12 protein-coding genes and 1 pseudogene are annotated in these 11,980 nt (G+C 70.4%); 3 read left to right on the top strand and 10 right to left on the bottom strand.

What is annotated here, in order from left to right:
- Nucleotides 1-62: 62 nt before the first annotated feature.
- Together AQJ64_RS13310 and mshB are read right to left on the bottom strand one after the other, a co-directional pair.
- Nucleotides 63-473 (bottom strand): DUF6113 family protein, encoded by a 411-nt coding sequence (locus AQJ64_RS13310; RefSeq protein WP_055635480.1) that lies wholly within the window; start codon nt 471-473, stop codon nt 63-65.
- Entirely contained in the window at nt 473-1,381 is a 909-nt protein-coding gene (mshB, locus tag AQJ64_RS13315; protein WP_055635481.1) for an N-acetyl-1-D-myo-inositol-2-amino-2-deoxy-alpha-D-glucopyranoside deacetylase, read from the bottom strand. The genes AQJ64_RS13310 and mshB overlap by 1 nt, the downstream gene beginning before the upstream one ends.
- 487 nt (nt 1,382-1,868) lie before the next feature.
- On the opposite strand from mshB, the pseudogene AQJ64_RS45640 reads away from it, so the two are divergent.
- Nucleotides 1,869-2,436: pseudogene (locus AQJ64_RS45640) on the top strand (DUF5753 domain-containing protein); the annotation flags it as partial.
- Nucleotides 2,437-2,449: 13 nt separating this feature from the next.
- Nucleotides 2,450-2,545, top strand: a complete 96-nt coding sequence (locus AQJ64_RS45645) for a DUF397 domain-containing protein (protein WP_079061671.1) — start codon at nt 2,450-2,452, stop codon at nt 2,543-2,545.
- A gap of 9 nt (nt 2,546-2,554) precedes the next feature.
- Here the strand turns inward: AQJ64_RS45645 and AQJ64_RS13325 are convergent, their stop codons facing one another.
- Complete coding sequence (locus AQJ64_RS13325; protein ID WP_055635483.1) at nt 2,555-2,749, bottom strand: hypothetical protein; 195 nt, start codon at nt 2,747-2,749, stop codon at nt 2,555-2,557.
- Between the two features lie 179 nt (nt 2,750-2,928).
- On the opposite strand from AQJ64_RS13325, the gene AQJ64_RS13330 reads away from it, so the two are divergent.
- Nucleotides 2,929-5,073, top strand: a complete 2,145-nt coding sequence (locus AQJ64_RS13330) for a S9 family peptidase (RefSeq protein WP_055635484.1) — start codon at nt 2,929-2,931, stop codon at nt 5,071-5,073.
- A gap of 170 nt (nt 5,074-5,243) precedes the next feature.
- On the opposite strand, the gene AQJ64_RS13335 is transcribed toward AQJ64_RS13330, so the two are convergent.
- From AQJ64_RS13335 to AQJ64_RS13365, 7 genes are all read right to left on the bottom strand, one after another.
- Nucleotides 5,244-6,272 (bottom strand): ABC transporter ATP-binding protein, encoded by a 1,029-nt coding sequence (locus tag AQJ64_RS13335; protein ID WP_055635485.1) that lies wholly within the window; start codon nt 6,270-6,272, stop codon nt 5,244-5,246.
- Nucleotides 6,265-7,302 carry an ABC transporter ATP-binding protein gene (locus AQJ64_RS13340; protein WP_079061632.1) on the bottom strand — a complete coding sequence of 346 codons (1,038 nt, stop codon included), beginning with the start codon at nt 7,300-7,302 and terminating at the stop codon, nt 6,265-6,267. The genes AQJ64_RS13335 and AQJ64_RS13340 overlap by 8 nt, the downstream gene beginning before the upstream one ends.
- 277 nt (nt 7,303-7,579) lie before the next feature.
- Nucleotides 7,580-8,533 (bottom strand): ABC transporter permease, encoded by a 954-nt coding sequence (locus AQJ64_RS13345; RefSeq protein ID WP_055635487.1) that lies wholly within the window; start codon nt 8,531-8,533, stop codon nt 7,580-7,582.
- A complete protein-coding gene (locus AQJ64_RS13350) occupies nt 8,526-9,449 on the bottom strand; it encodes an ABC transporter permease (protein ID WP_055635488.1) in 924 nt (307 codons plus the stop codon). Before AQJ64_RS13350 ends, AQJ64_RS13345 begins: the two co-directional genes overlap by 8 nt.
- Nucleotides 9,450-9,455: 6 nt before the next feature.
- Nucleotides 9,456-11,078, bottom strand: coding sequence for a peptide ABC transporter substrate-binding protein (locus AQJ64_RS13355; RefSeq protein ID WP_055635489.1), 1,623 nt, complete (start codon nt 11,076-11,078; stop codon nt 9,456-9,458).
- A gap of 179 nt (nt 11,079-11,257) precedes the next feature.
- A complete protein-coding gene (locus tag AQJ64_RS13360; protein ID WP_055635490.1) occupies nt 11,258-11,458 on the bottom strand; it encodes a helix-turn-helix domain-containing protein in 201 nt (66 codons plus the stop codon).
- Between the two features lie 102 nt (nt 11,459-11,560).
- A complete protein-coding gene (locus AQJ64_RS13365; RefSeq protein WP_055635491.1) occupies nt 11,561-11,947 on the bottom strand; it encodes a VOC family protein in 387 nt (128 codons plus the stop codon).
- Nucleotides 11,948-11,980: the final 33 nt, after the last annotated feature.

Genomic DNA, 11,980 nt, shown 5'->3' on the forward strand with positions numbered 1-11,980 from the left:
TCCCACGACCGCCGTTGAAACCCGCACGGGACTCGCACGGCCGCGCCCTGCGAAGTGGTACGTCACTTGCCAAGTCGGACGTCGGGGCGGTCCGGTTGCCGCCCCAGCCCAAGGGTGGCGCAGATCACAGCGAGAGCCATACCGCCGAGCAGGAAGAGGTAGGAGCCGCCTCCCGCGCCGAACAGGAAGTCTCCTTCGGGACGGCCCGCGGTGCACACGATCACGGCGACCATCCAGCCGGCGGCCGACGCGACCGCCCCGGCACGGCTGTTCGCGGCCCGGGCGCCGCCGAGGAAGAGCCCGGCCGCGCCGGCGAGCGCGAGCAGCAGTCCGCCGGGGAACCAGCCGGCCTGCACGAGCGCACCGGCCAGGCCGGTCACCGCGCCGAGGACGAAAAGCCCGAGGTAGGCGGCGATCCGTCCGGCGGAGGGCCGCTGGAGGGGCTGGGCGAGCATCGAACCGACACCGGACATCAGGCGACCTCCTCGTTCCCGGCCTCGACTCCGGCGAACAGGTCGGTCTCCCTGTTCTGGGCGCCCGGTCCGGAATCCCTGACGGGCTCCCCGCGCACCAACTCGTAGTACTCGGTGGTGAAGAGGGGCTGGGCCAGCTCGTTGGAGAGCGCGAAGTAGCGCTCGCCGGGGGCGACCTCGATCTGGGTGGCGTGCGCGCGCATCGCGGCGGCCTTTGCGGGCGCGTACGCGGTGCCGTCGATCGCGGTGGTGATCCGGTCGTCGTCGACGACACCGGGTACGTCGGCGACGGCGGCGCTCTTGCCGAAGGGCAGCGTGGGCAGCTCCTCGCGGAGCCGGTCGAAGGCGGTCTCGGCGACGGAACGCGGCACGCGGTTGTAGTAGACCTTGGGGACACTCCATCCGCCCCCTGCCTCAGCCCCTGCCGCGAAGTCCACGGCCCGCAGGGCGACGCGGTGGGCCTGGATGTGGTCGGGGTGGCCGTAGCCGCCGTTGTCGTCATAGGCGACGACGACCTGGGGACGCACCTCGAGGATCACCTCGGCGAGCGCGGTGGCGGCCTCGTCGACAGCGGCCTGCCAGAAGCAGCCGGGATCGTCGTTGTCGGCCATGCCCATCATCCCGGAGTCGCCGTACCGCCCCACACCGCCGAGCAGCCGGAAGTCCCCGACACCGAGCGCGGCCATGGCGTCGGTCAGCTCACGCAGCCGGTGCTCACCGAGGGCGGCACCGGTCAGATGCCGCAGCTCCGGCGGGATGACCTCCCCCCGCTCTCCGAGCGTGCAGGTCACCAGCGTCACCCGAGCACCCTCGGCCGCGTACCGGGCCATGGTCGCGCCGTTGTTGATCGACTCGTCGTCCGGATGCGCGTGCACCAGAAGCAGACGCCGAGCGGGCAGTTCCGTCATGGGGCCACCCTACGAGGCGACAGCCGCCCGGCGGCCATCTCCCTCCTCGGGAGACTAAGGCGTCGTCTTCCGGCTCGGTGAACACGTCCGCGGCGCAGGCTGCTGTTGCTGCCCGGGTGAGCCGGATACGCAGGAGATCCGGATCATCACAGGTGGTGATGCGCTCGCGGATCTCGTCGGTGACGTCGAGGCCACCGGCCTCAGGACGAGTAGCGGGAAGCTCTTGACTTCCTCGGTGGTCAGGCCCTCGCATCGGGATTGCGCTCCCGGCGGGGGCCGTCGCATTTGTGCGCGCGAGTGAGCGTCGCCCGCGGCGGGAGGGGTGGGGCTTGGTGAGGGTCTTTTCCCCGCCGCGGTCCTTGGAAGAGAGCGCCCCTCGCACCGGAACGCGAGTCGTCGGGTTCGGGCAACAGGCAAGCTCCCGTGCCGGTTTCGTGGATCACCTCACGCAGAGTGGGGCGGCAGTTGAAGCTTCGGCGGGAGTCCGCCGGCGTTCCTGGACCGGGCCGACGAGGTGCTGGGGGCCGGTGGCTTGCTCTCCGCGATGAAGGAGGACGTGGAGAAGGTCCGGTACCCGAAGAAGATGCGGGATCTGGCGGCCATGGAGGCCAGGGCCGTCGAGATCGGGGTCTACGTCGGGCTCAGCGTTCACGGGCTTCTGCAGACTCCCGAGCACGCACGAGCCCTGTTCGGAGCGCGCCAGCCGCCCTACCCGGAGGCGGAGGTCGAGCGCCTGGGACTCCCGTGCCGGCGCTCAGCTTCGTGCAGGAAGAGGCCGCGTTGCGCCGTCGCGTCGGAGGCACAATGGTCAGGCGTCGACAACTCGAACATCTGCTGGAGGTAGCGCAGTTGCGCAACGTCACGTTCCAGGTGATGCCGACCAGTTCGCGGACGGCACAGCCTTGGGGCGTTCCGACGGGGCCTTCGGTGGCCGTGCCACCTCGGACCTGAAGGAACCGAGGATCCTGGGGCTGCGGTACGGCACCATCCGGGCCCAAGCCCGCACGCCCGGGCAGTCACTCACCTTCATCGAGCAACTACTGGGAGAAACGTGATGCAGGACTCACCATCCACGTCCGCGACTCCAAGCACACCACCGGCCCCCGCCTCCGGCTCTCGCCGAAGGCATGGGCCGACTTCGTGTCGTACGCGTCAGGGCACTGACGGCGTGCGTCAGAACTTGATGCTGCCGATCATGCTCGCCACGCTCGTCGTCAGATCGTTGATCGTCCCCGCCATCGTCGAGGAGGCGAGGTAGAAGCCGAGCAGCATGCAGACGACCGCATGACCGCCCTTCAGCCCTGACTTCTTGATCAACAAGAAGACGATGATCGCCAGCAGCACCACCGCCGAAATCGAGAGTGCCACGGCGGCTCACCTCCAAGAACCCGGGAACGTGGGGGCAGAACAGAACGAGGGAACTTGTAAATCCATACAACTGCCAGCAGGTTCATACCCACAGTGCGCTAGTGATCATAACTACGAGTACGTGCGCATCTCTCGGCGCACAGCCGCACAAGGGGGCGCATGGCCAATATGGTCGTGGGATGACGACCGAGTCCGACTCCTTCCCCCGCCGGCACGCGCGCACCCAGCGTTTCACGCTCGGCGCGCCGCGTTCGTTCACGGTGGCCCCCGACGGCTCCCGGGTCGCGTTCCTGCGCTCCGGCTCCGGTACGGATCGCGCAGGCGCCCTGTGGGTCCTCGATCCCGCGGACGGTGAGGAGCGGCTGGCCGCCGATCCTCGGGGGCTGCTCGGAGGTGCCGCGGAGGACCTCTCCGCCGAGGAGCGGGCGCGCCGGGAGCGCAGCCGCGAGGGCGGTGCCGGGATCGTCGGCTACGCCACCGACGAGGCCGTGGAACTGGCCTCCTTCTCGCTGTCGGGGCGGCTTTTCACGGCCGAACTGAGGGCCGGTACGGCGCGCGAGATCCGGGTGCCGGGGCCGGTGGTCGATCCCCGTCCGTCCCCCGATGGGCGGCTCGTCGCGTATGTCGCCGGGGGTGCGCTGCGGGTGGTGAGCGCCGAGGGCGAGGACGACCGGGCGGTCGCGGAGCCGGAATCCGGCACGGTTTCCTATGGATTGGCCGAGTTCGTCGCGGCCGAGGAAATGGCGCGTTCGCGGGGCTTCTGGTGGGCCCCGGAGTCGGACCGGCTGCTGGTGGCGCGGGTGGACGACACGCCGGTGGAGCGGTGGTGGATCTCAGACCCCGCACAGCCGAAACGTGACCCACAACACGTGCCGTATCCAGCTGCTGGGACGGCCAACGCCGAGGTCCGGCTGTTCGTGTTCGGGCTGGACGGGGTGCGCACGGAGGTCGTCTGGGACCGGGCGCGGTACCCGTATCTGGCGCGAGTGCACTGGTCAGGGGCGGGTGCGCCGCTGCTTCTGGTCCAGGCGCGCGATCAGCGCAGCCAGCTGTATCTGGCGGTGGACACGGAGTCCGGGGCGACCCGGATGGTGCACGCCGACGAAGATCCGATTTGGCTGGATCTTTTCCCTGGTGTGCCGTGCTGGAGCCCCTCGGGGCGGTTGGTCCGGATCGCCGACGAGGGCGGTGCCCGGGTCCTCGCGGTCGGCGAACGTCCGCTGACGGGGGCACAGTTGCACGTACGGGCGGTGCTGGACGTCACGGCTGACGACGTGCTGCTCTCGGCGTCGGCCGGCGCGGAGGCGGAAAGCCCGGAAATCGGCGAGGTGCATGTCTACCGGGTCAACGAACTCGGGGTTGAGCGCCTCTCCCAGGAGCCCGGTGTGCACTCCGCCGTGCGCGCCGGGGGCGTGACCGTGCTGGTGTCCGCGGGGCTCGACCGGCCGGGGAGCCTGGTGCGGATCCTGCGGGACGGGAAGCAGACGGCGACTGTCCGGTCGTATGCGGAAGATCCCGGTCTGTCCCCGCGCGTGATCCTCACCGAGGGGGGCGCACGGCGGATCCCGTGCGCCGTGCTTATGCCTACGGACTACCCGGGTGACACCTCGCAACCCTCCGCACCCCTGCTGCCCGTCCTCCTCGACCCCTACGGCGGCCCCCACGGCCCCCGGGTCCTCGCCGCCCACAACGCGCATCTGACCTCGCAGTGGTTCGCCGACCAGGGCTTCGCGGTGGTCGTCGCCGACGGGCGGGGCACCCCGGGCCGCTCCCCCGCCTGGGAGAAGGCGGTCCACCACGACCTCACCGTCAGCCTCGACGACCAGATCGAGGCGCTCCAGGATCTGGCCAAGTCCCACCCCCTGGATCTGACCCGGGTGGCGATCCGCGGCTGGTCCTACGGCGGCTGGCTGGCCGGGCTCGCGGTGCTGCGCCGCCCGGACGTCTTCCACGCGGGCATCGCGGGCGCCCCGGTCACCGACTGGCGGCTGTACGACACCCACTACACCGAGCGCTACCTCGGCGACCCGGCGACGAACCCGGAGGCGTACGCGAAGAGTTCGCTCGTCACCGACGAGGGGCTGTCCGCGCCCGCCGAGCCGCACCGGCCGCTGATGATCGTGCACGGCCTCGCCGACGACAACGTGGTCGTGGCGCACGCCCTGCGGCTGTCCTCGGCGCTGCTCGCGGCGGGCCGGCCGCACGAGGTGCTGCCGCTGTCCGGCGTCACGCACATGACCCCGCAGGAGCAGGTCGCGGAGAATCTGCTGCTGCTCCAGGTCGACTTCCTGAAGCGCTCGCTGGGGCTCGGCCCGCACGCCTAGGCACGGCAAGGCAAGGCAAGGCACGGCAACGGGCCGGGATGACATGGCGCATCCCGGCCCGTTTACGGCACCCGCACGGCCGTACGCTGTACAGACTGACGCGTCCGTATATCGGAATCGGGTCGGCCAAGTTGCCTGCGTGTTAACACAGTTGCGGCACAAATGTGCTGTTATGGGCGATCGTTTCCATGATCGACCCCGGCGAAATGGCAGGCGGAGGCGTGCGCGGCGGCCCCGCCGAGGTCCCTCAGGGGCTCCGGGACGGCGAGCACCGGCACCTCCTGGGCGCACCGCTCGCGCGCCTTCCAGCAGCGGGTGCGGAAGCGGCAGCCGGAGGGCACGTCCGTCGGGGACGGGACGTCACCGGTGAGGATGATCCGCTCGCGGCCCTCACGGGCCTCCGGGTCCGGGACCGGGACCGCCGACAGCAGCGCCTGGGTGTACGGGTGCGTCGGGCGGCCGTAGATCTGCTCGTCGGAGCCGATCTCCACGATCCGGCCGAGGTACATCACCCCGACCCGGTCCGAGATGTGCCGGACGATCGACAGGTCGTGGGCGATGAAGAGGTACGACAGCTCGAACTCGCGCTGGAGCCGGTCGAGGAGGTTGACGACCTGTGCCTGCACCGAGACGTCCAGCGCGGACACCGGTTCGTCGGCGACGATCACCTCGGGGCGCAGGGCGAGACCGCGGGCGATGCCGATGCGCTGGCGCTGGCCGCCGGAGAACTGGTGGGGGTAGCGGTTGATGTGCTCCGGGTTGAGGCCGACCACGTCGAGCAGTTCCCGCACCCGGCGGCGCCGGTCGCCCTTGGGGGCGGCCTCGGGGTGGATCTCGTACGGCTCCCCGACGATGTCACCGACCGTCATCCTCGGGTTGAGGGAGGTGTACGGGTCCTGGAACACCATCTGGATGTTGCGGCGGACCGCCTTCAGGGCGCGCCCGGACAGCCTGGTGATGTCCTCGCCCTTGTAGCGGATCCGGCCGCGCGTCGGACGCTCCAGGCTGACCAGCAGCTTGGCGACCGTGGACTTGCCGCAGCCGGACTCGCCGACGATACCGAGGGTCTCGCCCTTGCCCAGCGCGAAGTCGACGCCGTCGACGGCCTTCACCGAGCCGACCCGCTTCTTGAACAGGACGCCCCGGGTGAGCGGGTAGTGCTTGTACAGCCCGCTCACTTGGAGAATCGGCTCAGTCATGCAGGCACTCCCTCCAGAAGTGGCAGGCACTCCCGCGGTGCTCGTCCACCGGGTGCGGCGGCGGTACGTCGGTCCGGCAGACGTCCCGGGCCGCCGGGCAGCGGGGGTGGAAGGCGCAGCCGGGCGGGATGTCCATGAGGTTGGGCGGCAGGCCCTTGATGGCGTGGAGCGCGTGGCCCTTGCGGTCGAGGCGGGGGATGGAGTCGAGGAGCCCCCGGGTGTACGGGTGGGCCGGGGCCCTGTAGAGGTCGTGGACGGGGGCCGACTCGACGATCCGGCCCGCGTACATCACGGCGATGCGGTCGGCCACGTCGGCGACCACACCGAGGTCGTGGGTGATCAGGACGAGGCCCATGCGGTACTCGCGCCGGAGCTCGGCGAGGAGGTCCATGACCTGGGCCTGTACGGTGACGTCGAGGGCGGTGGTGGGCTCGTCGGCGATGATCAGGGCCGGTTCGAGGGCGAGGGCCATCGCGATCATGATGCGTTGGCGCATGCCGCCGGAGAACTGGTGCGGGTAGTCCCCGACCCGCTGTCTCGCGGCCGGGATGCGGACCCGGTCCATCAGCTCCACGGCCCTGGCCCGCGCGTCCTTCCTGGACATGCCCCGGTGGACGACGAACATCTCGCCGAGCTGGTCGCCGACGGGGACGACCGGGTTCAGGGAGGACAGCGCGTCCTGGAAGATCATCGCCATCTCGGCGCCCCGGATCCTGCGGCGCTCGTCCTCCTTCATCCTGAGCAGGTCCCGGCCCTTGAAGAGCACCTCGCCGCCGGTGATCCGGCCCGGCGGCACGTCGAGGATCCCCATCACGGCCTGCGCGGTCACCGACTTCCCGGACCCGGACTCCCCGAGCACCGCGAGCGTCTCGCCGGCGTCCACGGCCCAGCTGACCCCGTTGACGGCCCGCGCGACCCCGTCCCGGGTCCGGAACTCCACCCGCAGATCCCGCACGTCCAGCAACCGCTCCCCACGGGACCGCGGCCCCGTGACCTGTACGTCCCCCGCGTCCCCTGCATCCAGCGGCATGACCGGGTCACCTCGACTTCGGATCGGGACGACGCCCACGCGCGTCGCAGACGAAAACCCGCGGACCCGACCGAAGGGCACCCCGCCCCCGATACCCCGCAGGGCACCGGCACTCCCGCCGCGCCACACGCACCACCCGCCGCATCACCGGATCACCTCGACTTCGGATCGGGACGACGCCGACCGCGTCGCCGGAGAAGGCCGGCGGACCGGACCGGAGGCACCCGCCCGCTGCGCCCCGGACCGCGTGTCCGGCACGTGCTGTCCCATCGCTCCGTCACCTCAGCTTCGGGTCGAGGGCGTCGCGGATCGCGTCGCCGAGCATGATGAAGGCCAGGACCGTCAGGGCGAGGGCGCCGGAGGGCCACAGGAGGGCGTGGGGGGCGTTGCGGACGTAAGGGGAGGCGGCGGAGATGTCGATGCCCCAGGAGACCGTGGGGGGCTTCAGGCCCACACCGAGGTAGGAGAGGGTCGCTTCCAGGGCGATGTACGTGCCGAGTGCGATGGTCGCGACGACGATCACGGGGGCCACCGCGTTCGGGGCGATGTGGCGCAGGAGGATGCGGGAGGAGGAGGCGCCGAGGGCGCGGGCCGCCTGGACGTAGTCGTGTTGTTTCGCCGTGATCACCGAGCCGCGGGCGATCCGGGAGATCTGGGGCCAGCCGAGCAGCACCATGAAACCGATGACCGGCCAGACGGTGTCGCCGGTGACCACGGAGAGCAGCACCAGCCCGCCGAGGACCACGGGGATCGCGAAGAAGACGTCCGTGATGCGGGAGAGGACCGCGTCTCCGGCGCCGCCGAAGAAGCCCGCGAGGCCGCCGAGGACGCTGCCGAGGACGGCGACCCCGAGGGTGGCGAGGACGCCGACCGTGACGGACGTACGGGCGCCGTAGACCGTGCGGGTGTAGACGTCGCAGCCCTGACCGTCGTAGCCGAAGGGGTGGCCGGGTCCGGAGCCCTCCTGGGCGTGGGCGAGGTCGCACTTCAGGGGGCTCTCCCAGGTGATGGCCGAGGGCCACAGGGAGATGAACAGCAGGAAGAGGATGATCAGGGAGGAGGCCAGGAAGACCGGGTTGCGGCGCAGGTCGCGCCAGGCGTCCGACCACAGGGAGCGGGGTCTGCCCGTGGTCCCGGCGACCGGGGCGGGCGCCCCCGGCGGGGCCTGGTCCAGGGGGAGCGCCGTCAGCCCCGGCGCCACGATCTCGCCCTCGGGTTCCAGTTCAGGCATAGCGGATCCTCGGGTCGAGTACGGCGTACAGGAGGTCGACGAGCAGATTGGTGACCAGGAAGACCAGCACGAGCACGGTGACGAAGCCGACGACCGTCTGGGTGTTCTGGCGGAGGATGCCCTGGTAGAGCTGGTAGCCGACGCCGTGGATGTTGAAGATCCGCTCGGTCACGATGGCGCCGCCCATCAGGAACCCGATGTCCGCGCCGATGAAGGTGACCACGGGGATGAGGGAGTTGCGCAGCAGATGCCGGGTGACGACCCGCCGGCGCGGCAGCCCCTTGGCGACGGCCGTGCGGACGTAGTCGGAGCGCCGGTTCTCGGCGATGGACGTCCGGGTCAGCCGGGTGACGTACGCCAGTGAGACCGAGGCCAGGACCAGGCCGGGGACGAGGAGTTCGCCGAAGGCGGCGTCCGGGGAGACGGAGGGTCTGATCCAGCCCCACTCGACGCCGAGCAGCAGCTGGAGCAGCAGACCGGTGACGAAGGTGGGCACGGAGATCACCACGAGGGTGGCCAGCAGGACCCCGGTGTCGACGGGGCGGCCGCGGCGCATCCCGGTGATCACGCCGAGGGTGATCCCGATGACGATCTCGAAGAGGATCGCGACGACCGTGAGGCGCGCGGTGACGGGGAAGGCCGTCGCCATCAGCTCGGTGACCGGCTGGCCGTTGAACGCCGTACCGAAGTCCCCGGTGAAGACGTTCCCCATGTAGGTCAGGTACTGCTGCCAGACGGGCCGGTCCAGGCCGAACTCCTGCTTGAGCCGGGCGGTCGTCGCCGCGTCGCACTGCCGTTCGCCGCACAGGCCCGCGACGGGGTCGCCCATCACGTTCACCATGAGGAAGATCAGCAGCGTCGCCCCGATGAACACGGGCACCATCTGCAGCAGTCGCCGTACGACGTACCGCCCCATGGCGGGTCAGCCGACCTTGATGTCGGTGTAGACGGGGACGGAGAACGGGTTGAGCCGGACGTCGGTGAGGCGTTCCCCGTAGCCGCCCGTGCCGTTCTGGTACCAGAGCGGGATGGCGGCCATGTCGTCCCGGACGACCTCCTCGGCCTGCTGGAACAGCGCCACGGCCTTGGCGGGGTCGGTCTCGGCGTTGGCCCGGTCGACGAGCCGGTCGAACTCCTTGTTGGACCACTTGCCGTCGTTGGAGGGGGCGTTGGTGTAGTAGAGCGGCTGGAGGAAGTTCTGGATGAGCGGGTAGTCCATCTGCCAGCCGGCCCGGAAGGGGCCGCTCAGCTTCTGCCGGGTGGTCTTGTCGCGGTAGTCGGCGAAGGTGCCGATCGGGCTGCCCGCACAGGCCCGGTCATCGCCCAGGACGTTGTTGATGGAGTTGCAGACGGCGTCGACCCACTGCTTGTGCGAGCCGGCGTCCGCGTTGTACGTGATCCGCACCCGTCCGCCGGGCAGCCCCCCGCCCTCCTGGATCAGCTCCTTGGCCCGGGCCGGGTCGTAGGTGCACCACTCGCCGCACAGTCCCTTGCTGTCGCCGCCCTTGATCCCGAGGACCGGTGAGGTCCAGTCCGTCGCCGGGACACGGGTGCTCCGGTAGATCGTCCTGGTGATCCGGTCCCGGTCGATGGCCATGGACAGCCCCTTGCGGACCTTGTCCATGCCGGGCTTGCCCCACTCCTTGTCGTAGTAGGGGAAGGCGATCGTCTGGATGATCCCGGCGGGCTGGTTGAGGTACCGGCCGCCGAGGTCGCCCGGGGCGTTTGCCAGCTGGGCGGCGGGCACGTCGTCGGTGAGGTCGAGGTTGCCGGCCAGCAGATCGGTGTAGGCGGTGTTGGGGTCGGTGTAGACCTTCAGGGTGACCCCGCCGTTGCGCGCCTTGTCCGCGCCGGGGTAGTCGGCCCGGCGGACGAGGTTCATCTGCGCGCCCCGGGTGTACGAGGCGATCGTGTAGGGCCCGTTGCCGACCGGCTTCTTCAGCCAGGCCTCGTGGTCGTCGAAGAACGCCCGGGGCAGCGGCGAGAAGACGGCGTAGCCGAGGGTGTCCGGGAAGGACGAGAACTTCTGGCTGAGCCGCACGGTGAAGGTACGGTCGTCGACGATCTTCAGCCCGGAGAGGGTGTCCGCGCTCTGGGTGCCCGTCTCCGGGTGGATCCGGTCGTAGCCGTCGATGTACTTGAAGAACTCGGCGGCTTTCTGCGCGTTCTTCAGACTCGCCCCGTAGTTCCAGGCGTCGACGAACGAGCGCGCGGTCACCTTCTCGCCGTTGCTGAACGTCCAGCCGTCCTTGAGGGTGACCGTGAAGTTCTGCGAGTCCGGCGTCTCGATGCTCTGCGCCAGCATGTTCTGCGCCTGGGCGGTCTCGGGGTCGTACCGCTTCAGCCCGCGGAAGATCATGTCGAGGACCTTGCCGCCCTGCACCTCGTTGGTGTTGGCGGGCTCCAGCGGGTTCTGCGGGTCGCCCCAGGAGGAGGTGAGGACCGCGCTCGTGTCGCCGCCGCTCCCCCCGCCTCCGCAGGCCGCCGTCGCGAGCAGGGCGGCCGCCGCGCACACGGCCCACTTGGCTTGCGTGGCTCCACGCATGGAGTGCCTCCTCTTGACTGGCGCCGGACCCGGAAGTGCCTTGATCCTTTACCAGCCAATATCGGCACATGGCGGCTTCCGTGCATGTTCACCCCACCCGTACGGGTGCGAAGGGCGTCAGAAGGCGGACCCCGAACGGCTCGGCTGAGCCGTTCGGGGTCGGTCGCGCGGAGGGTGGGTCAGCGCGGCAGCGCCTTGAAGACCACGGGGACACCGCCGTGCGGTGACATGGAGATCAGCAGGTTCGACGACAGGGCCGCCGCCAGCCGCTCCAGCAGCGGCAGGGTCGGCACCCCGCGGCCGCACTCCATGCGCGACAGCGCGCCCTGTGTCATGCCCGCCTCGGTCGCGAGGCGTTCCTGCTTTTGAGAGGGGAGGATGTCAAATCACCAACAAGTCCACCCTAGTGCCGCGGCAGGCAACGTTCGCCCCGGTGAAGGCGGACGCCGACGTCTGGGGCCTGGAGTGGAAGTGACGGCGACTCAGGGGCCGGCGACCAGCTCGGTCTCGAAGCCGTCCGTGTTCTCCAGGTAGGCGGCGTAGTGGTCCGGGCCGCCGGCGTGCGGGTAGCGGTCCGCGAAGAGCGGGGTCCATCCGTGCGCCGGGCCCTCCGCGACCAGCGCGTCCACCTGTGGGCGGCTTCCGGCGTGGAACGCCAGGTGGTTCAGTCCCGGGCGCATCCGGTCGTGGCCCGTGCCCTCGCGCAGCGCCGGGGACTCCTCGACCACGACGTAGAGCGTGCCGTGCCGCCAGCTGTGGCCGTGGTCCCAGTCCTGGTACGGCACGTAGCCGAGCCGGCCCAGCAGCCAGCCCCATTCGTCCACGGCCCTGCGCAGGTCGGGAACCCACAGCTCGACGTGGTGAAGCATCGGCGTCCTTTCCCGGGACAGCACACGGCCCGG

The organism is Streptomyces griseoruber (genome assembly GCF_001514205.1).
Classification (GTDB): Bacteria; Actinomycetota; Actinomycetes; order Streptomycetales; family Streptomycetaceae; genus Streptomyces; species Streptomyces griseoruber.

Bases quoted from the DNA above. Each gene is read 5' to 3' on its own strand.
- AQJ64_RS13330 (WP_055635484.1), top strand. From the start codon at position 2,929: ATGACGACCGAGTCCGACTCCTTCCCCCGCCGGCACGCGCGCACCCAG.
- AQJ64_RS13310 (WP_055635480.1), bottom strand. From the start codon at position 473: ATGTCCGGTGTCGGTTCGATGCTCGCCCAGCCCCTCCAGCGGCCCTCC.
- AQJ64_RS13335 (WP_055635485.1), bottom strand. From the start codon at position 6,272: ATGACTGAGCCGATTCTCCAAGTGAGCGGGCTGTACAAGCACTACCCG.
- AQJ64_RS13345 (WP_055635487.1), bottom strand. From the start codon at position 8,533: ATGCCTGAACTGGAACCCGAGGGCGAGATCGTGGCGCCGGGGCTGACG.
- AQJ64_RS13340 (WP_079061632.1), bottom strand. From the start codon at position 7,302: ATGCCGCTGGATGCAGGGGACGCGGGGGACGTACAGGTCACGGGGCCG.
- AQJ64_RS13350 (WP_055635488.1), bottom strand. From the start codon at position 9,449: ATGGGGCGGTACGTCGTACGGCGACTGCTGCAGATGGTGCCCGTGTTC.
- AQJ64_RS13365 (WP_055635491.1), bottom strand. From the start codon at position 11,947: ATGCTTCACCACGTCGAGCTGTGGGTTCCCGACCTGCGCAGGGCCGTG.
- AQJ64_RS13355 (WP_055635489.1), bottom strand. From the start codon at position 11,078: ATGCGTGGAGCCACGCAAGCCAAGTGGGCCGTGTGCGCGGCGGCCGCC.
- mshB (WP_055635481.1), bottom strand. From the start codon at position 1,381: ATGACGGAACTGCCCGCTCGGCGTCTGCTTCTGGTGCACGCGCATCCG.